This window comes from Pseudomonas sp. NPDC087626, from assembly GCF_044743405.1.
Classification (GTDB): domain Bacteria; phylum Pseudomonadota; class Gammaproteobacteria; order Pseudomonadales; family Pseudomonadaceae; genus Aquipseudomonas.
The window spans coordinates 1-18,996 of sequence record NZ_JBIUWJ010000001.1; the positions used below are offsets into that span (position 1 = coordinate 1).

The following is an 18,996-nucleotide window of genomic DNA, read 5'->3' on the forward strand; positions in this document are numbered from 1 at the left end:
GACACGATCAACTTCGATCGTCCGGAGAACGCGAAGAACAAGATTCTCTTCGAGAACCTGACCCCGCTGTTCCCGACCGTGCGCATGAAGATGGAAGCCGGCAACGGTTCCACCGAAGACTTGACCGGTCGTGTCATCGACCTGTGCGCCCCGATCGGCAAAGGCCAGCGCGGTCTGATCGTTGCACCGCCGAAAGCCGGTAAAACGATCATGCTGCAAAACATTGCAGCGAACATCGCCCGTAACAACCCGGAAGTTCACCTGATCGTGCTGCTGATCGACGAGCGTCCGGAAGAAGTAACCGAAATGCAGCGCACCGTGCGCGGCGAAGTGGTTGCCTCGACGTTCGACGAGCCGCCAACCCGCCACGTGCAGGTTGCCGAAATGGTTATCGAGAAGGCCAAGCGCCTGGTTGAGCACAAGAAAGACGTGGTCATCCTGCTCGACTCGATCACTCGTCTGGCGCGTGCCTACAACACCGTGATCCCGAGCTCCGGCAAGGTCCTGACCGGTGGTGTCGATGCCCACGCCCTGGAGAAGCCAAAACGTTTCTTCGGCGCGGCACGGAACATCGAAGAAGGCGGCTCGCTGACCATCATCGCCACCGCGCTGGTTGAAACCGGCTCGAAGATGGACGAAGTGATCTACGAAGAGTTCAAGGGTACCGGCAACATGGAACTGCCCCTGGACCGCAAGATCGCTGAAAAACGCGTCTTCCCGGCCATCAACATCAACCGTTCCGGCACCCGCCGCGAAGAGTTGCTGACTGCCGACGACGAATTGCAGCGTATGTGGATCCTGCGCAAGCTCCTGCATCCTATGGATGAAGTGGCTGCCATCGAGTTCCTGGTCGACAAGCTGAAACAGACCAAGACCAACGATGAGTTCTTCCTGTCGATGAAGCGCAAGTAAGTCGAGCGGGACCGCAAGAGCCGGGGAAACCCGGCTTTTTGCTATCTGACTTTTCATGATCTGAGCTGTCACTATTTTGAACCGTCGGGTTCGGCGCTAAACTCATGCCCCCGAACGCCACGGCCAAGCGAGGCTAACGCATGCAGTATCGCGACTTGCGCGACTTTATCAGCGGCCTGGAACAGCGCGGCGAACTCAAGCGCATCCAGGTTCCAGTGTCCCCTGTGCTGGAAATGACCGAGGTTTGCGATCGCACCCTGCGGGCCAAAGGGCCGGCGTTGCTGTTCGAGAACCCCACCGGCTACGACATCCCTGTGCTCGGCAACCTGTTTGGCACACCTGAGCGCGTGGCGCTGGGCATGGGCGCCGAAGCGGTCAGCGAACTGCGCGAAATCGGCAAGCTGCTGGCCTTCCTCAAGGAGCCAGAGCCGCCGAAGGGGCTCAAGGACGCCTGGTCGAAGCTGCCGATCTTCCGCAAGATCATTGCCATGGCGCCCAAGGTGGTCAAGGACGCGGTGTGCCAGGAAGTGGTCATCGAGGGCGACGACGTCGACCTGGCGATGCTGCCTGTGCAGACCTGCTGGCCGGGCGACGTCGGCCCGCTCATCACCTGGGGCCTGACGGTCACGAAGGGGCCGAACAAGGACCGCCAGAACCTGGGCATCTATCGCCAGCAAGTGATTGGCCGCAACAAGGTCATCATGCGCTGGCTGAGCCACCGTGGTGGCGCGCTGGACTACCGCGAATGGTGCGAGAAGCACCCGGGCCAGCCGTTCCCAGTGTCCGTGGCCCTGGGGGCGGACCCTGCGACCATTCTCGGCGCGGTGACGCCCGTGCCGGACAGCCTGTCCGAGTACGCGTTCGCCGGGCTGCTGCGCGGTAACCGCACCGAGCTGGTGAAGTGCCGTGGCAACGACCTGCAAGTGCCGGCCACGGCCGAGATCATCCTCGAAGGCGTGATCCATCCGGGTGAAATGGCCGACGAAGGTCCCTATGGCGACCACACCGGCTATTACAACGAAGTCGACAGCTTCCCGGTGTTCACGGTCGAGCGCATCACCCACCGCATCAAGCCGATCTACCACAGCACCTACACCGGCCGGCCGCCAGATGAGCCGGCGATTCTCGGCGTGGCGCTCAATGAAGTGTTCGTGCCGATCCTGCAAAAGCAGTTCCCGGAGATCACCGACTTCTACCTGCCGCCCGAAGGCTGCTCGTACCGCATGGCGGTGGTGACCATCAAGAAGCAGTACCCGGGCCACGCCAAGCGGGTAATGCTGGGTGTCTGGTCGTTTTTGCGACAGTTCATGTACACCAAGTTCGTTATCGTCACTGACGACGATATCAACGCCCGCGACTGGAATGACGTGATCTGGGCCATCACCACGCGCATGGACCCCAAGCGCGATACGGTGATGATCGATAACACGCCGATCGATTACCTCGACTTCGCCTCGCCGGTTTCCGGCCTGGGCTCGAAGATGGGGCTCGATGCCACGCATAAATGGCCTGGTGAAACCACCCGCGAGTGGGGCCGGGTTATCGTCAAGGATGAGGCGGTGACGCGCCGGATCGATGCCATCTGGAATCAGTTAGGAATAGATTGATGCGTGTAACCTTGCAGCCGTCCGGAGCAGTGCTTGAGATACTGCCCGGCGAGCGGATCCTCGATGGGGCGCGGCGCCTGGGCTACGACTGCCCGCAGAGCTGCCGCAATGGCAATTGCCACGTGTGCGCGGCGTTGCTGGTCGAAGGCCGGGTCGAGCAGAGCGGTCATGTGCGCGACCACGGCGAGTTCTACACTTGCATTGCAGAGCCGCTGGAAGACTGCATTGTGTTGTGGGATGGCGTCCTTGCGCTGGGAGAACTACCGGTGCGCAGCGTGTCGTGTCAGGTAATTGAGTGCGTGGACGTGGGTGGCGATACCTGGCGGGTACGCTTGCGCGCACCGGCAGGCAAGCCGCCGCGCTATCACGCCGGCCAGTACCTGATGATCGAACGGGAAAACGGCGAGAAGTCGGCGTTTTCCCTGGCCTCGGCGCCCCACTCGGGGCGTGACCTGGAAATCCACGTGCTCGCCCGCGAAGCCAGTGCCCTGAGCCTGATCGAGCAGTTGCAACGCAACCGCATGGCCCGGGTCGAACTGCCATTCGGCGATACCCACCTGGCCGAGTTACCGGAGGGTCCGCTGGTGCTGATTGCGGCGGGTACCGGCATGGGACAGATCCACAGCCTGCTCGAACATTGCCGGGCCAAAGGCTTCAAGTACCCGGTGCACCTGTACTGGGGCGTGCGCCGCCCGGAAGATTTCTACCAGATGGAACACTGGGACGAATGGCTGAAGTTGCCCAATCTGTTCCTGCACCAGGTGGTCAGCGACCTGTGTGGCTGGGAAGGGCGCTGCGGCATGTTGCATCAAGCGGTCTGTGAGGATTTCCCGGACCTCAAGCCCCTGCATGTCTACGCCAGCGGCTCGCCGGCGATGGTCTATGGCACGCTGGATGCCTTGGTCGAGGCGGGTATGGACGCCCACCAGATGCGCGCCGACGTATTTGCATATGCGCCGCGCTCTTGAGCCTCGATCTTGATCCTCGATCTTGATCCACGCTCTTGAGTTCGAAACTTCGTTATAACTCCCTATATAGCCCATCGGTATTTATTCAAACGGATAAATACCGATAGGCTATATGTCATTCAGGCGCTGGATTAATTTCGGTGCCATGCTCTATAAACTGTCTTAAAACAAATGTGCCTTATTGTTACAGCGGTGCGTTCTATTAAGTAATTGTTTACCCGCGGGGAGCTGAACGCTATTCGCCATGACAGCCATTGAATCTGATTTTCTCAATCTGGCTTACCCTCCACGGCTCGATCTGGGGCCGCAGCTGACGCACGAGCAATTGCTCCACTCCATGCAAAGCACCATGGCCCGCCACCAGGGTGGACCGGTCTGGTTGTTCGCCTACGGCTCGTTGATCTGGCGCCCCGAATGCTCGGCGGTCGAGCGGGTGCGCGGTCGAGTGCATGGCTACCATCGTGGTTTGTACCTGTGGTCCCACGAACACCGGGGCACGCCGGAGTTGCCAGGGCTGGTATTTGGCCTGGATCGCGGCGGTTCATGCAGTGGTTTTGCCTACCGCTTGCCCGAGGAGCAACTGCAAGCATCGTTGTTTGCCCTGTGGCAGCGCGAAATGCCGGTCCCGTCGTACCGCCCACACTGGCTCAACTGCCGCCTGGAAGATGGCAGCAAGGTTCAGGCATTGGGTTTTGTCCTGGAGCGGCACCTGCCCAGCTATGCCGGCAACTTGCCGGACCATGTGCTCAGCCAGGTCTTTGAAAGTGCCAGCGGACGCTATGGCAGCACGCGCGATTATGTCGAGCAGACCGCCAGCGCCCTGCGCAGCCACGCCATGCCAGACCGGAATCTGGAGGCGCGGCTCAAGCGTTGTGGGTCATCCAGGGATCAGGCGATGGCTTCGCGGCCCTGACTGGCGATTTGCTTGTGGCGCAGGGTTGGCGCCAGGAACGCCATGGCCAGCAGGCACGCACCGATCAACAGCACAAACCCGCCATCCCAACCGAAGTGGTCGACGGTGTAGCCCATGGCCGCACTGGCGGCGACCGAGCCGCCCAGGTAACCGAACAGTCCGGTGAAGCCCGCCGCCGTACCTGCGGCTTTTTTCGGTGCCAACTCCAACGCCTGCAAGCCGATCAGCATCACCGGGCCGTAGATCAGGAAGCCGATGGACACCAGGGCGATCATGTCGACGGTCGGGTTGCCGGCTGGGTTCAGCCAGTACACCAGGGTCGCCACGGTCACCAGCGCCATGAACACCATGCCGGTCAGGCCACGGTTACCGCGAAACACCTTGTCCGATAGCCAGCCACACAGCAGCGTGCCCGGAATACCGGCCCACTCGTAGAGGAAGTAGGCCCAGGACGTCTTGTCGACGGTGAAGTGCTTGGCTTCCTTGAGGTAGGTCGGAGCCCAGTCCAGCACGCCATAGCGCAGCAGGTAGACAAACACGTTGGCGAGGGCGATGTACCAGAGCATTTTGTTGCGCAGCACGTATTTGACGAAGATTTCCTTGGCGCTGAATTCTTCTTCATGGCTGGCATCGTAGCCGTGGGGATAGTCGTTCTTGTACTGCTCGATGGGCGGCAAGCCCACGGACTGCGGGGTGTCGCGCATCACGATGAAGGCAAACACCGCCACCAGCAGGGCCACTGCAGCGGGTACATAGAATGCCGCATGCCAGTCGTTGAACAGGCCCATGCCGATCAGGAACAGTGGGCCGATCAGGCCGCCGCCGACGTTATGCGCAACGTTCCACACCGACACCACGCCGCCGCGCTCTTTCTGCGACCACCAGTGCACCATGGTCCGCCCGCTCGGCGGCCAGCCCATGCCCTGGGCCCAGCCGTTGATGAACAGCAGGATGAACATCATCGTCACGCTGGAGGTGGCCCAGGGCGCGAAACCGAACACGAACATCACCCCAGCCGACACCAGCAGGCCGAAAGGCAGGAAGTAACGCGGGTTGGAGCGGTCGGACACCAGGCCCATCAGGAACTTGGACAAGCCATAGGAAATCGCGATCGCCGACATCGCCAGGCCGAGCTGGCCCCGGGTGTAGCCTTCTTCGATCAGGTAGGGCATGGCCAGGGAGAAGTTTTTGCGCAGCAGGTAATAACCCGCATACCCAATGAAAATCCCGGCGAAAATCTGCCAGCGCAAGCGCCGGTAGGTGCTATCAACGTCTTCTTCAGGCAAGGGTGCCTGGTGGGCGGCAGGGCGAAAAAAAGCAAACATTCAAGAGCTCCAAATTTCTTGTTTTGACTGCGGATGCGAATGTTACAGTTTCGTTACCGAAAATAGCACTGCATCTCATCTGCAAAACAGTCGTAAACGAACAAAGTCGCGCGTTCTTTTATGAACATGTCGCTCAGGTATTACTGGAGGGCGGTGTAGGAGATTTCCCCGGAGGCGAACTCCGGCGGTTGCCTGGTAAAAAACGGCAATGATTTGGGAGACATCCCGCGAAGCTGTCGGAAGTTGGGGGATAGGGCCGCAAAGCCCTTCGCCTTAACCTTTTGCGTAGGTGCCAACAGTGGCACAGAGATCGCGGAGGGTGTCATGCGTTGGTTAGGTTTGCTTTTGGTCTGGTGTATTTCGAGTGACGGCTTGGCCGCGCAGTTGTTCCTGATTCCAGAGAACACGCCCAAACCGGTTTATCCCCGGGCACTGCATAGGGCTGGGATCAACGGTGAGGTACGGGTAGGTTTTACGGTGCAGGCCGATGGTTCGGTGAGCGGGGTCAGGATTCTCGAAAGTGTTCACCCGGATCTCAGCGCGGTAAGCCAAGAGGCGATTGAGCAGTGGCGCTTCAAGCCCTGGACGGTGGGGGGCGAGAAGCCGGCTGAACTGGAAGTCATAGCGCCGATGCAGTTTCACCTGGATGATTCGACCGGCCTCAACCAATGGCTCAAAGAGGTGAAATGCCGAGAGATCAACCCGGGTTTCGCCCATACCGCCGATTACCTGTGGGTCGACCTCGCAGCGTTCCGATACACCCGGGCTTACTTGTCGAGTGGCTTTTTCCAGCATCAATGGACGACGGCAGAGCGCCTGGCAATGATTAAAAGGCTGAACCGCCAGGTGCTGAGCATTGCCAGGCGCTGCCTGGATTACCCCGCATCCAGGTTCTTCCGGTTCCTGCCGGAGGAGATTCGCAAGGTGCTTTAGCCGGTACGCTCTGTACAGCGTTGTCAGCTGTACAGCGCGCGCCCCGACTCAGCGAACCTGCACCACCACCTTGCCCACCGCCTTGCGCTGGCCCAGGTCATTGATGGCCTGGGCCGCGTTGGTCAGGGGATAGACCTGCGACACCAGCGGCTTGAGCTTGCCTTCGGCAAACCAGCCGAACAGTTGCTGGAAGTTCGCCGCGTTGTCCTGGGGTTGGCGTTGGGCGAACGAACCCCAGAATACTCCGACCACAGCAGCGCCCTTGAGCAGGGCGAGGTTCACCGGCAATTCAGGGATCCGCCCGCTGGCGAAACCGACCACCAGCAGGCGGCCATTCCAGGCGATGGACCGGATGGCCTGGTCGAACAGGTCGCCGCCGACCGGGTCGTAGATCACGTCGGCGCCCTGGCCGTCAGTCAGGCGCTTGATTTCGTCCTTGAGGTTGGTTTCGCTGTAGTTGATCAGCTCATCGGCACCGGCGGCCTTGGCCACTGCCAGTTTCTCGGCGCTGCTGGCCGCGGCGATGACCCGGGCACCCATGGCCTTGCCGATTTCCACGGCAGCCAGGCCCACGCCGCCGGATGCACCCAGCACCAGCAGGGTTTCCCCCGGCTGCAGGTGGCCGCGTTGCTTGAGCGCGTGCATCGAAGTGCCGTAGGTCATGCTGAAGGCGGCGGCAGTGTTGAAGTCCATGGACGCAGGGATAGGCAACACGTTGTAGCCCGGCACCGCGACCTGCTCGGCAAAACTGCCCCAGCCGGTCAGCGCCATGACCCGGTCGCCGACCTTGAGGTGGCTGACCTTCTCGCCCACCGCGCTGACCACGCCGGCTGCTTCACCCCCCGGGGAAAACGGGAAGGGTGGCTTGAACTGGTACTTGCCCTCAATGATCAGCGTGTCCGGGAAGTTGACCCCCGCGGCGTGCACTTGCAGGAGGATTTCGTTCTTCTTGGCGACAGGACTGGCGACTTCTTCCAGCACCAGCGATTCGGCAGGGCCGAAGGCTTTGCACAGCACGGCTTTCATCAGGGCTATTCCTTTGGGAGTGATGGCCGATAAGTGTAGGTGGGTGAGTCAAGGGGTCAACGAGCATGCCCCACCCTGATAGCCGCCCATAAGCTTTGCGCTTGGGCGCTGGGGGGGGGATGGTTATGCTAGGCCGCAAACCGGATAAGGAGCGAAGTGTGAAAGCGTGGATCATGTTGATGCTGGCCCTGTCGCTGCCTATGGCAGCGCAGGCCGAAGAAGCCAAGGAAGCCAAAGAGGGCGAAGCGCCGAAGGTCAGCTATATCAGCCTGACCCCGCCATTCGTGGGCAATTACGGCCTGGATGGCACGGCCAGGCTCAAGGTCTATAAAGCCGACGTGGCGCTGCGGGTCACCGGCGAGGAGGCCGCCAAGGCGGTCAAGGCCAATGAGCCGTTGATTCGTAACCAACTGGTGGCGCTGTTCGGCCAGCAAACCAGCGAGACCATGAACAACGTCGAAGCCAAGGAAAAACTGCGCCAGGAAGCCCTGAAGCAGACCCAGCAAGTGATGAACGACGAAACCGGCAAGCCGATGGTGGACGATCTGTTGTTCAACAACCTGATCATTCAATAGGGTTTCTGGCGCTTGTTCGGGCCCCATCGCGAGCAAGCTCGCTCCCACAGGGTCCTGGGGGTTTGCAGGTTTCGCATCTACCCCGCAAACCTGGGTGGGAGCGAGCTTGCTCGCGATAGCGGTCTGTCAGGACGCCAAGCTCTTGCGGAACCGTGCCAGGGCAATCGCAAAGAACGCCAGGCCGATCACTGCCAGTGCCAGCAGGTCCGGCCAGACCACGTCGAGCGCGGCATCGCGGAACAGGATCGCCGCACTGAGGCTGACGAAGTGGGTGGAGGGCGAGCCCTGCATCACCCACTGCAGCCACTGCGGCATGCTGTCCAGCGGGGTGCTGCCGCCCGAGAGCAGCAGCATCGGAATGATCACCGGAATCGCCAGCAGGCCGAACTGCGGTGTCGAGCGGGCCAGGGTTGCGAGGAATATCCCCAGCGCCGTGCTCGCGAACAGATACAGCGCAGTCACCAGCAGGAACAGCCCCAGGGAGCCCGCTAGCGGAACTCCCAACAGCCCTTTGACCACCACCTCCAGCGACACCCAGGTGCACAGCACCACCACCAGCATGTTGCTGCCGATTTTCGCCAGCATGATTTCCAGCGCCGTCAGCGGCAGCACCAGCAAATGGTCGAGGGTGCCGTGTTCGCGCTCGCGCAGCAGCGCGGTACCGGTCAGGACGATGGCGAGGATGGTGATGTTGTTGACGATCTGGATCACCGCCAGGAACCAGCCTCCCTCCAGATTGGTGTTGAACAGTGCGCGGGTGGTCAGCAGGGCCGGTGCCTTGCTGGCCGTATCCGGCTGCCCGCCGTAGTTGAGCAGTTCACGCTGGAAGATCCGCCCGATGTAGCCGGCCCCCATGAAGGCCTGGCTCATGGCGGTGGCGTCGACGTTGACCTGCACGGCCGGCGAGCGACCCGCCAGGAGGTCGGCCTGGAAGTTGGCCGGCACGTTGATCACAAAGGTGTACTGCCCGCGGTCCATGACCTGGTCCAACTGGTCGTAAGGCAGCGGCACGGCAGGCTGGAACTGCGGCGGTTGCAGGGCGTCGGCGAGCTGGCGCGAGAGATGACTGTGGTCTTCGTCGACGATCGCCACGCTGGCGTTGTTGACCCCGATCACCGAGCCGGCGGCGGGCATGTAGATCGCCACGCTGAAGGCGTACAGCAAGAACAGCAGCAAGACGCTGTCGTGGCGCAGGCTGGTGAGCTCCTTGAGCCCCAGGCGCAGGATGTGCGAGAGCTGGTGCATCAGACCTCCTGCTTCTTGAGCATGATCAGGCTCAGCCCGGTGAAACCAAGGAAAAACCCGAACAGTGCCAGGCACTGTGGCCACAACTGGCGCACATCCAGGGCTTTGGTGAAGGTGCCGACGGCGATGTCGAGGAAGTAGCCGGCCGGGAACAATTGCCCCATCAGGGCTGCGGCGCCTTCGAGCGAGGAACGCGGCACGATCAGGCCGGAGAACTGGATGGTCGGCAGGCTGGTGATAATCATGGTGCCGAGGATGGCGGCGATCTGGGTGCGGGTGAACGCCGAAATCAGCAGGCCCATGCTGGTGGTCGCCAGCACATAGAGCAGGCCACCGAAGGCCAGGGTCAGGCCGCTGCCTTTGAACGGCACGCCGAATAGCCAGCGGTTCATTGCCACCAGTAAGCCCAGATTGACCAGGCTGACGGCCAGGTAGGGCGCCTGTTTGCCCAGCAGGAATTCCAGGCGGGTCAGCGGCGTGGCGTAGAAGTTGGTGATCGAGCCCAGCTCTTTTTCCCGGACGATGCCCAGCGCGGTGAGCATGGCCGGGATGAAAGCCAGGATCAGCGCCATGACTCCCGGGCCGATGGCGTTCACGCTGACCACGTCCTGGTTGTAGCGAAAGCGCGTTTCCAGTCTGGCCGCTGGGCGTTGGTTGAGCGCCGGGCTGCTTTGTGCGGCCAGTTGCTCGAGGTTGGCCTGATGCACCGCCTCGACGTAGTTGCGGCTGGTCTCTGCACGAAACGGCATGCCGCCATCGAGCCACGCGGCCACGGCCGGTTGACGCCCGGCGTACAGATCGCGGCCGAAGCCTGGGGGAATTTCCAGTGCAAGCTTGATCTCCGAGCGTTGCAGGCGCTGGTGCAATTGCCTGGCATCGTGGATAGGCGCTTGTTCGGCGAAGTAGCGCGAGCCGCGAAACGCCTCGAGGTAAGCGCGGCTTTGCGGGGTCTGGTCCTGGTCGTAGACGGCGAAAGCCAGTTTCTCGACGTCCAGGGAGATGCCGTAGCCAAAGATCACCATCATGAACAAGGCCCCGGCGAGGGCGAAGGCCAGGCGCACTTTGTCGCGCAGTAACTCCTTGCCCTCGCGGCTGGCCACGGCAATCAACCGCCGCAGGCTGAATGCGGCGCCGCCCGTAGGTGCCGGAGCTGTCGCGGCGTTGACCGCTGCCGGGGGTGGCGTTGCCGGGCTGGCGTCCTGCGCATCTTGCAGGCAGCGGACGAAGGCGTCTTCCAGGGTGTCTCCAGCAAACTGCTGCTGCAGCGCCGCCGGGGTGTCGCAGGCCAGCACCTTGCCAGCGTGCATCAGCGAGATCCGGTCACAGCGCTGGGCTTCATTCATGAAGTGGGTCGACAGGAAGATCGTCACCCCTTGCTCGCGGGACAGCTCGATCAGCAGTCGCCAGAAATCATCCCGGGCGGCCGGGTCGACGCCGGAAGTCGGTTCGTCGAGGATCAGCACTTCCGGGCGGTGCAGCACCGCGACCGCCAGTGACAAGCGCTGTCGCAAGCCCAGCGGCAGTGCTCCCGACTGTTGCCCGGCAATGCTGCCCAGGTCGAACCGCTGGATCAGTTTCTCGATGCGCGTGGCGCTCTCGGCCTTGGGCAAGTCGAACAGCCGCGCGTGCAACTCGAGGTTCTGGCGCACGCTGAGTTCGCCGTAGAGCGAGAAGCTCTGCGACATGAAACCGACCCGCTTGCGCGTAGCCAGGTCCTTGGCATCCACCGGTTTGCCGAGCAGCATGGCGCTGCCTTCGCTGGCTGGCATCAGGCCGGTGAGGACCTTCATGGTGGTGGTCTTGCCGCAGCCGTTGGAGCCGAGGAAACCGAAAATCTCGCCACGACCGATGGCAAAGCTGACCTTGTTCACGGCCGTGAAGTCGCCGAAGCGCAGGGTCAGTTCGTGGGCCTGGATGGCGATGTCGAGGTTGTCGTGGGGGCGCGGTGGAATAACCAGCGGTTGGCTACTGCGTTTGCGGTCACCTTGAAAGTAGGTGAACGCATCGTCCAGTTTGCCGCTGGGGGTCACGGCTGCCAGGTCGCGACTCAGGCCGTCGGCGATCAGCTTGCCGGCGTCGAGCATCAGGCAGTGCTCGAACTGTTCGGCCTCCTCCATATAAGCGGTGGCGACCAGCAGGGTCAGTTGTGGGCGCTGGCGGCGGACATCTTCTACCAACTCCCAGAAGTGCCGGCGGGACAGCGGGTCGACGCCGGTGGTCGGCTCATCGAGGATCAGCAGGTCCGGTTCATGGATCAGCGCGCAGCACAGGCCGAGTTTCTGCTTCATCCCGCCGGACAGCTTGCCCGCCGGCCGCTCGGCAAACCGTGCCAGGTCGGTGGCCAGCAACAGGCTGTGCATGCGTTGTTCGCACTCGTCCTTCGACAGGCCGAACAGGGTGGCGAAGAAGCGGATGTTCTCGTTGATCGACAGGTCCGGATACAGGTTGCCACCCAGGCCCTGGGGCATGAAGGCGATGCGCGGGTACAGGCTGTTGCGATGGCGGCGCTGGTCGATAGATCCGCCCAGCACCTGCAGGTCTCCGCGTTGCAGTTTCTTCACCCCGGCAATCAGCCCCAGCAGGCTGGATTTGCCCGCACCATCGGGGCCGATCAGGCCGCAGCGTGTGCCGCTGGGCAGGTTGAACGCGATGTCGATCAGTGCCTGTTGTGCGCCGTAGGCATGGCACAGGCCTTTGGCCTGCAGCGCCAGGGCGCTCATTGCAGGTTGGCCGGCCAGTCCACCGTCGCCGTGCGCACATAGCCGGCGCCCGGCATCCCCGGCTTGGCCTCGGGCACGGCGGCCGGTTCAGTCAGTTTGAGCTTGACCCGGAACACCAGCTTTTGCCGCTCGTCACGGGTTTCCACTTCCTTGGGGGTGAATTGCGACTTGGCCGCGACAAAACTGATTCTGGCCGGCAATGGCCGGTCGGGCAGGGCGTCGAGCAGGATGCGCGCCTCGGCACCGACGGTCAGGCGCCCAGTGACCGAGGCCGGCAGATAGAGGTTCATGTACTGGTCGTTTGGGTCGATCAACAGCAGTACCCGGCCGCCGGCACCGAGTACTTCGCCCGGTTCCGCCAGGCGCAGCTGGATCACCCCGTCGATGGGCGCGCGCAAGCTGCTGTCTTCGATTTCACTGGTCAGTTGCGCGACTTGCGCCTGGGCTGCACCGATCGCCGCCTGCACTGCCGCGACCTGGGCATTGGCGGCCTGGACTGCAGCGTTGCCGGTATTCAGGCGAGCCTGCTGCTGGTCGAGAATCTGCTGGCTGGCGAAACCGCGATTGAACAGTTCCCGTGAGCGCTTGATTTCCTGGCTGGCCAGCAGCAGTTCGCTTTGGCGCAACTGCACATTGGCCTCGGCCGCCGCGTAGTTTTGCCGGGCGCGCAGTACCTCGGCCTCGGCCTGGTTGCGCTGGGCCTCCAGGGTGCGGGTGTCCATGCGCGCCAGCAACTGGCCCTTGAGCACCTTGTCGCCTTCGTCGACATGCACGTCGGCGAGGCGTCCGGGGAGCTTGCTGGCAATCTGCACTTCGGTGGCTTCAAGCCGCCCATTGCCCATGCTCAGGCCTTCGGGCAGGCGGTCGCGCAGGGATTTCCAATAGCCGAAACCGCCGGCGGCGACCAGCAGGACCATTAACGAAACGGCAAATAGACGGGATGAGCGATGGTTTGTCGACATGAGTGCATCCTGCAACTGTAGCGTCCTAGTCTGACGGGTTCAGCGCAGTGGCGACTTGATGCCCGTCAAATGAAAGGCGAGCCTAACCCTTACTGGGGGCTTATGCATCCGCTGCGGGCGTGACCGCCGGGTTCTGCTGTTCAGCGCAAGGCGAGCACCGCCGCCCATTGCTCGGCCGTGACCGGCATCACCGACAGCCGGCTGCCTTTTTGCACCAGGGGCATCTCTGCCAATGCCGCTTGCTGCTTGAGGTAATCGAGCTTGAGCACCTTGGCGAAGGTGTCCACGTGCGCGACGTCGATCGCGCTCCAGGGATTTTTTTCGGCGTTGGCCTTGGGGTCGTGGTAGTGGCTTTGCGGATCGAGGGCCGTCGGGTCCGGGTAGGCGGCTTCGACGATCTTGCCAATCCCGGCAATTCCCGGCTCCGGGCAACTGGAGTGATAGAAGAAGAACTCGTCACCCACCGCCATGGCCCGCAGGAAGTTGCGGGCCTGATAGTTGCGAACCCCGTCCCAGCGGGCTTGCCCGAACTTTTCCAGGCCCTTGATCGAGAGCTCGTCGGGCTCGGATTTCATCAGCCAATAGGCCATCTTTTTTGCTCCAGGAGAGGGGGGCGGAAAAGGGTTCCGGCAAATACATGACAAACCGACGGTCGGTTGACGCCAGCGTTTGCGTGTCGCCTCACGTTACCGCAAAATGCCGGACTTTTAAGCAAGACGCGGCAAGCACGGCCTGTAACGGACACCGCTGCTGACATCGTGTGTGAAATGCCTTGAGGGGGGGCAATCGATGAAACGCAAACCGGATTTACTCTGGGTTCTGGTCATAGTGTTCGGTTTGGGTGTGGTGACTACCGGCTACGCGCAGAGCCTGTGGGCGAACAAAACCGATGCTCCGATCGAGCTCGCGCAACAGATTCAACCCTTCAAGCGCTGATCTTCACGCAACAGGGTTCGCTGCCAGCGGACCCGCCACATACCACTGGCGATCAGTCACCGTTCCTTGCAACGGCACATCCCAGCTCGCCTGATCCAGCTTCGCGACATTCTGACATTCATGGGCCAGGCCCAGCAGCGTTGGCTTGCGCCAGCTCTGGCGACGTGCCAGGTAAGCCAGGCTGCGGTCATAAAACCCACCGCCCATGCCCAGGCGTCCACCTTCCTGATCAAAGCCGACCAATGGCAGCAGCACCAGGTCCAAGGTCCAGACCTTGCGCTGGCGGGCCTGGTTGGCCCGTGGTTCGAGAATGCGGAAACGATTGGGCCGCAGTTTTTCGCCCGGGCGAATGCGCTGGAACACCATCTTGGTGCGTGGCCAGGCGCTGAGCACCGGCAGGTAGGTCGCCTTGCCCCGGCGCTGTGCCGCACGCAGCAGCAGGCGCGGATCGATTTCACCGTCGGTGGGCAGGTACAGGGAGATGTGTCTGGCGCGGCGGAACAGCGCGTGTTGGGCCAGTTGCCGATACAGCCCGTGGGCGGCTTGGCGTTGCTGGCTGGCGCTCAGTGCGCGGCGGGCCTGGCGCAGCTTGCGTCGAAGTTGCGGGCGGGAAAGCGGCGCAGGTTCGGTCATCGTCATGGGCTGTTCGAGTGGCGAGGGCACCAGCACGGTGGTCGCGTAATAAAGCCGATGCCAGCATGGGCTGGCATCGGCTTGAATCAGGCTCCCCGGATGAACCGCTGCTGACTTAGCCCTTGAACCCGAAAGTTCAAGGTGGAAGATGCAGTAGGCTTTCAGGCTTTCCGTCTAGCGGACATGCACACCAGCCCAACGTGCAACCTCCAGGGTAGTGCGAATCGGCTCAGGGACATCGTCAACTGGCAAGCACCCCAGGGAGTGGCGCGAGTATACCGCAACCACCCCGAGGAATCAGCCTTTGCTGACATCCGGATCGGTGGCCAGCACCAGATCCACACGATCGAGCAGGTCGCGCACTTGCTCGCGAGTCGAGCCGCTGGCCTGCACGTCCGGTCGTTCCTGGCTGTGCAGCAGGTCGTGGGTGATGTTCAAGGCGGCCATCACGGCGATGCGGTCGGCGCCGATGACTTTGCCGCTGCTGCGGATTTCGCGCATCTTGCCGTCCAGGTAACGGGCAGCGCTCACCAGGTTGCTGCGCTCTTCCTGTGGGCAGATGATCGAATACTCTTTGTCGAGAATCTGCACGGTAACGCTATTGCTTGAACTCATGAGTCTTGCTCCAGGGCCTTGAGGCGCGAAATCATCGATTCGACCTTACGCCGGGCGATTTCATTTTTTTCAATGAGGTGCGCGCGTTCCTCGCGCCAGGTCTTTTCCTGAGCTAATAAGAGTCCGTTTTGGCCCTTAAGTTGCTCGACCCGGGTAATTAGCAGTTCGAGTCTGGCCATCAGCGCTTGCAGGTCGGTGTCTTCCATAGCGTTCCACGGTTTTTGTCTGATGGGCGGTAACTGGCGGACAGCCTTTAATAGTCTTGGCGAGTCTGTCGATGTAGGATACAAGGCCTTCATTCTAGACATAGCGCCGCTTGGCGCCTAGCTGCCCATGACCAATCAGAATTCCCCGTATAACGCCTTTGCCACCCTGCTGAGCACCAGCGGCCATCCTTGCTCTCCTGCCGAGCTTCACGGCGTGCTGCTGGGCCGCAGTTGCACCGGTGTCGGTTTTGATGCCGACAACTGGCTGGCGGATGTCGCCGAACTGCTGGAAACCGAGCCTGCGGACAACGTACGCAACGCGCTGATCGGCCTGCAGGAAATGGTCAAGGGCGAGTTGACGGGCGACGAAGTCACGGTAGTCCTGCTGCTGCCGACCGACGACGCGCCGCTTACCGAACGTGCTGCCGCGCTGGGCCAATGGTGCCAGGGCTTCCTCCACGGCTTCGGCGTCAACGCCTCCGGCCTGGATCTGAGCACCGATGCCCGTGAAGTGCTGCAAGACCTCGCTGCCATCTCCCAGGTGCAAGACGCCCTGGAAGAGTCCGAAGACGGTGAAAGCGACTATATGGAAGTGATGGAATACCTGCGCGTTGCGCCGCTGCTGCTGTTCGCCGAGACCAAAAAACCGGTTGTACCGGCTGCACCCAAGCCGTCGCTGCACTAAGAAAGGATCCCCATCTGCCCATGATCCATATCCCGAAGTCGGAATACGCGCGCCGGCGCAAGGCGCTGATGGCGCAGATGGAACCCAACAGCATCGCAATCCTGCCGGCCGCCGCCGTGGCGATCCGCAACCGTGACGTCGAGCACGTGTATCGCCAGGACAGCGACTTCCAGTACCTCAGTGGTTTCCCCGAGCCGCAAGCCGTCATCGTCTTGATGCCTGGCCGCGAGCATGGCGAATACCTGCTGTTTTGCCGTGAACGCAACGTCGAACGCGAGTTGTGGGATGGCCTGCGCGCCGGCCAGGAGGGCGCAATTCGCGACTTCGGGGCCGACGACGCCTTTCCGATCACCGACATCGACGACATCCTGCCGGGCCTGATCGAAGGCCGCGACCGGGTTTACTCGGCTATGGGCAGCAATCCGGAATTCGATCGGCATTTGATGGACTGGATCAACGTGATCCGCTCCAAGGCGCACCTGGGTGCGCAGCCGCCGAACGAATTTGTTGCCCTGGATCATCTGCTGCACGACATGCGCCTGTATAAATCGGCGGCAGAAGTGAAGGTGATGCGCGAGGCGGCGCGGATTTCCGCCCAGGCCCATGTTCGTGCAATGCAGGCCAGCCGTGCCGGGCTGCATGAGTTCAGCCTGGAAGCGGAGCTGGATTACGAGTTCCGCAAGGGTGGGGCGAAAATGCCGGCCTACGGCTCGATCGTCGCTGCCGGGCGCAACAGCTGCATCCTGCATTACCAGCAGAACGACGCGGTGCTCAAGGACGGTGACCTGGTATTGATCGACGCCGGGTGTGAAATCGACTGCTATGCCAGCGATATCACCCGCACCTGGCCGGTCAACGGTACGTTCACCGCGGAGCAGAAGGCGATCTACGAACTGGTGCTGGCTTCCCAGGAAGCGGCCTTTGCCCAGATCGCGCCGAACAAGCACTGGAACCAGGCCCACGAGGCGACGGTCCAGGTGATTACCGCCGGGCTGGTGCACCTGGGCCTGTTGCAGGGCGACGTTGACGAACTGATCGCCAGCGAAGCCTACAAGGCGTTCTACATGCACCGCGCCGGCCATTGGCTGGGCATGGATGTGCACGACGTGGGTGAGTACAAGGTGGGTGGTGAATGGCGGGTGCTGGAAGTCGGCATGGCCTTGACCGTCGAGCCGGGCATCTACATTGCTCCGGACAATCTGCAGGTGGCGAAGAAATGGCGCGGCATTGGCGTGCGCATCGAGGATGACGTGGTGGTAACCAAGCAAGGCTGTGAAATCCTGACCCGTGGCGTACCCAAGACAGTCGCCGAGATCGAGGCCCTGATGGCCGCGGCACGGGGCCAAGCGGCATGAGCCGGGTCAACCTGGCGATCATCGGTGGCGGGCTGGTGGGCGCCAGCCTGGCGTTGGCGCTGCAGGCCGGGGCCAAGGCCCGTGGCTGGAAGATCGTGCTGATCGAACCCTTCGCCCCCGGTGACAGCTACCAGCCCAGCTACGACGCACGTTCCTCGGCGTTGTCCTTCGGTGCCCGGCAGATCTACCAGCGCCTGGGCCTGTGGCAGGAGATCTCCCGCCGGGCCGAGCCGATCAAGCAGATTCACGTCTCCGACCGTGGACGGTTTTCCACCGCCCGTCTGTCCGCCATGGAAGAGGGCGTTCCGGCGCTCGGTTATGTGGTGGAAAACGCCTGGCTCGGCCAATGCCTGTGGCAGGGTCTGGACAAGGACGTGATCACCTGGCGTTGCCCGGCCGAGGTCACGCGCATGGAGCCCTTGGTAGATGGCTACCGCCTGACCCTCAACGATGAAACCAGCCTGGATTGCGACCTGGCGGTGCTGGCCGACGGCGGCCGCTCGGGGTTGCGCGAGCAGTTGGGGATTGGCGTCAAGACGCGTCCCTATAACCAGAGCGCGCTGATCGCCAACATCACGCCCAGCGAAGCCCACAACGGCATGGCGTTCGAACGGTTCACCGATGACGGCCCGATGGCCCTGTTGCCGCTGCCGGAAAATCGCTGTGCGCTGGTCTGGACCCGCCTGGGCATGGACGCACAACGCCTGGCGCAGCTGGATGAACGCAGTTTCCTCAGTGAATTGCAGGGCGTGTTCGGCTATCGCCTGGGGACGCTCAAACAAGTGGGCGCGCGGCATCTGTATCCGTTGTCGCTGATCGAGGCCGAGGAGCAGGTGCGCCCGCACCTGGCGGTGCTCGGGAATGCCGCCCACAGCCTGCATCCGATAGCCGGGCAGGGCTTCAACCTGTCGCTGCGCGACGCCCAGGCCCTGGCCGAAGCCCTGCTTGGCAGTGACCAGCCGGCGGGCGACTTCGCCACCTTGCAGGCCTATCGCGAGCGCCAGCGCCTGGACCAGAACCTCACCGTGGGTTTCTCCGACCAGGTCACCCGTTTGTTTGGCAGCACCCAGCCACTGGTGTCCCTGGGCCGCAACCTCGGCCTGCTGGGGCTCGATCTGTTACCGCCGGCCAAGCGCTGGTTCGCTCGCCAGGCCATGGGGTTGGGAACCCGGGCCGATGGTTAAGTGGCTGACCCGGCGGCTGGGCAAGGCGCGGTTGCTGCGTTGGTTCATGGGTTTCTACCCGCCGTACCTCGGCGCGGGCGTGCGGGTGCGCCCTATCAGCGATGACATTCACGACGGCGCTGGCACCTTGGTAGCCCGGGTCGAAAAAACCCTTTACGTGCGGCTCAAGCCGCAAGCGAGACAGGCTTAAAGCATG

General features: G+C 62.3%; 20 protein-coding genes and 1 other RNA gene. 11 read left to right on the forward strand and 10 right to left on the reverse strand.

Features of this window, described 5'->3' with window-relative positions:
* From rho to ACIOVD_RS00020, 4 genes are all read left to right on the forward strand, one after another.
* On the forward strand, positions 1–912 hold a 912-nt coding region (gene rho, locus ACIOVD_RS00005), incomplete at its 5' end, for a transcription termination factor Rho (protein ID WP_401125396.1).
* A gap of 140 nt (positions 913–1,052) precedes the next feature.
* A complete protein-coding gene (gene ubiD / locus ACIOVD_RS00010) occupies positions 1,053–2,519 on the forward strand; it encodes a 4-hydroxy-3-polyprenylbenzoate decarboxylase (protein ID WP_320333245.1) in 1,467 nt (488 codons plus the stop codon).
* Positions 2,519–3,487 carry a CDP-6-deoxy-delta-3,4-glucoseen reductase gene (locus tag ACIOVD_RS00015; protein ID WP_095164756.1) on the forward strand — a complete coding sequence of 323 codons (969 nt, stop codon included), beginning with the start codon at positions 2,519–2,521 and terminating at the stop codon, positions 3,485–3,487. The genes ubiD and ACIOVD_RS00015 overlap by 1 nt, the downstream gene beginning before the upstream one ends.
* A gap of 244 nt (positions 3,488–3,731) precedes the next feature.
* Positions 3,732–4,400 carry a gamma-glutamylcyclotransferase gene (locus tag ACIOVD_RS00020; protein ID WP_095164755.1) on the forward strand — a complete coding sequence of 223 codons (669 nt, stop codon included), beginning with the start codon at positions 3,732–3,734 and terminating at the stop codon, positions 4,398–4,400.
* On the opposite strand, the gene glpT is transcribed toward ACIOVD_RS00020, so the two are convergent.
* Positions 4,376–5,725: a glycerol-3-phosphate transporter gene (glpT, locus tag ACIOVD_RS00025; protein WP_095164753.1), complete on the reverse strand. Its 1,350-nt coding sequence runs from the start codon at positions 5,723–5,725 to the stop codon at positions 4,376–4,378. The two genes, ACIOVD_RS00020 and glpT, sit on opposite strands and share 25 nt — an antisense overlap.
* Positions 5,726–6,049: 324 nt before the next feature.
* On the opposite strand from glpT, the gene ACIOVD_RS00030 reads away from it, so the two are divergent.
* Positions 6,050–6,658 carry an energy transducer TonB gene (locus tag ACIOVD_RS00030; RefSeq protein WP_095164749.1) on the forward strand — a complete coding sequence of 203 codons (609 nt, stop codon included), beginning with the start codon at positions 6,050–6,052 and terminating at the stop codon, positions 6,656–6,658.
* Positions 6,659–6,706: 48 nt separating this feature from the next.
* On the opposite strand, the gene ACIOVD_RS00035 is transcribed toward ACIOVD_RS00030, so the two are convergent.
* On the reverse strand, positions 6,707–7,684 hold the full coding sequence (locus ACIOVD_RS00035; protein ID WP_401125400.1) for an NADPH:quinone oxidoreductase family protein: 978 nt from the start codon (positions 7,682–7,684) through the stop codon (positions 6,707–6,709).
* 158 nt (positions 7,685–7,842) lie between these two features.
* Between ACIOVD_RS00035 and ACIOVD_RS00040 the strand changes: the two genes are divergently transcribed.
* Positions 7,843–8,259 (forward strand): flagellar basal body-associated protein FliL, encoded by a 417-nt coding sequence (locus ACIOVD_RS00040; protein WP_095164745.1) that lies wholly within the window; start codon positions 7,843–7,845, stop codon positions 8,257–8,259.
* 126 nt (positions 8,260–8,385) lie between these two features.
* On the opposite strand, the gene ACIOVD_RS00045 is transcribed toward ACIOVD_RS00040, so the two are convergent.
* The 4 genes from ACIOVD_RS00045 to ACIOVD_RS00060 all read right to left on the reverse strand — a co-directional run bounded on the left by ACIOVD_RS00045 (position 8,386) and on the right by ACIOVD_RS00060 (position 13,776).
* Positions 8,386–9,504: an ABC transporter permease gene (locus ACIOVD_RS00045; protein ID WP_401125403.1), complete on the reverse strand. Its 1,119-nt coding sequence runs from the start codon at positions 9,502–9,504 to the stop codon at positions 8,386–8,388.
* The gene (gene rbbA, locus ACIOVD_RS00050) at positions 9,504–12,224 is read right to left on the reverse strand and encodes a ribosome-associated ATPase/putative transporter RbbA (protein WP_401125406.1); all 2,721 of its coding nucleotides are present in this window, start codon (positions 12,222–12,224) and stop codon (positions 9,504–9,506) included. The genes ACIOVD_RS00045 and rbbA overlap by 1 nt, the downstream gene beginning before the upstream one ends.
* Complete coding sequence (locus ACIOVD_RS00055) at positions 12,221–13,186, reverse strand: HlyD family secretion protein (RefSeq protein WP_401125409.1); 966 nt, start codon at positions 13,184–13,186, stop codon at positions 12,221–12,223. Before ACIOVD_RS00055 ends, rbbA begins: the two co-directional genes overlap by 4 nt.
* 140 nt (positions 13,187–13,326) lie before the next feature.
* Entirely contained in the window at positions 13,327–13,776 is a 450-nt protein-coding gene (locus tag ACIOVD_RS00060) for an EVE domain-containing protein (RefSeq protein ID WP_401125412.1), read from the reverse strand.
* A gap of 199 nt (positions 13,777–13,975) precedes the next feature.
* Here ACIOVD_RS00060 and ACIOVD_RS00065 point away from each other — a divergent pair, with 199 nt between their 5' ends.
* Positions 13,976–14,122: a hypothetical protein gene (locus ACIOVD_RS00065; protein WP_095164735.1), complete on the forward strand. Its 147-nt coding sequence runs from the start codon at positions 13,976–13,978 to the stop codon at positions 14,120–14,122.
* 3 nt (positions 14,123–14,125) lie between these two features.
* On the opposite strand, the gene ACIOVD_RS00070 is transcribed toward ACIOVD_RS00065, so the two are convergent.
* From ACIOVD_RS00070 to ACIOVD_RS00085, 4 genes are all read right to left on the reverse strand, one after another.
* Positions 14,126–14,755 (reverse strand): 5-formyltetrahydrofolate cyclo-ligase, encoded by a 630-nt coding sequence (locus ACIOVD_RS00070; protein WP_401125709.1) that lies wholly within the window; start codon positions 14,753–14,755, stop codon positions 14,126–14,128.
* A gap of 88 nt (positions 14,756–14,843) precedes the next feature.
* Positions 14,844–15,022, reverse strand: a non-coding RNA gene (gene ssrS, locus ACIOVD_RS00075) — 6S RNA.
* A 30-nt stretch (positions 15,023–15,052) separates the two neighbouring features.
* Positions 15,053–15,370 (reverse strand): cell division protein ZapA, encoded by a 318-nt coding sequence (locus tag ACIOVD_RS00080; RefSeq protein WP_095164733.1) that lies wholly within the window; start codon positions 15,368–15,370, stop codon positions 15,053–15,055.
* Positions 15,367–15,576, reverse strand: a complete 210-nt coding sequence (locus tag ACIOVD_RS00085; protein ID WP_058413757.1) for a TIGR02449 family protein — start codon at positions 15,574–15,576, stop codon at positions 15,367–15,369. The genes ACIOVD_RS00080 and ACIOVD_RS00085 overlap by 4 nt, the downstream gene beginning before the upstream one ends.
* 127 nt (positions 15,577–15,703) lie before the next feature.
* Between ACIOVD_RS00085 and ACIOVD_RS00090 the strand changes: the two genes are divergently transcribed.
* From ACIOVD_RS00090 to ACIOVD_RS00105, 4 genes are read left to right on the forward strand one after another with little or no spacing between them, the layout of a single operon-like run.
* Positions 15,704–16,261, forward strand: coding sequence for a YecA family protein (locus tag ACIOVD_RS00090; RefSeq protein ID WP_159998515.1), 558 nt, complete (start codon positions 15,704–15,706; stop codon positions 16,259–16,261).
* 20 nt (positions 16,262–16,281) lie between these two features.
* Positions 16,282–17,616, forward strand: a complete 1,335-nt coding sequence (gene pepP, locus ACIOVD_RS00095) for a Xaa-Pro aminopeptidase (protein ID WP_095164729.1) — start codon at positions 16,282–16,284, stop codon at positions 17,614–17,616.
* Entirely contained in the window at positions 17,613–18,800 is a 1,188-nt protein-coding gene (ubiH, locus tag ACIOVD_RS00100; RefSeq protein WP_095164727.1) for a 2-octaprenyl-6-methoxyphenyl hydroxylase, read from the forward strand. Before pepP ends, ubiH begins: the two co-directional genes overlap by 4 nt.
* A complete protein-coding gene (locus ACIOVD_RS00105; protein WP_095164725.1) occupies positions 18,793–18,990 on the forward strand; it encodes a hypothetical protein in 198 nt (65 codons plus the stop codon). The genes ubiH and ACIOVD_RS00105 overlap by 8 nt, the downstream gene beginning before the upstream one ends.
* The last annotated feature ends 6 nt before the right edge of the window (positions 18,991–18,996 follow it).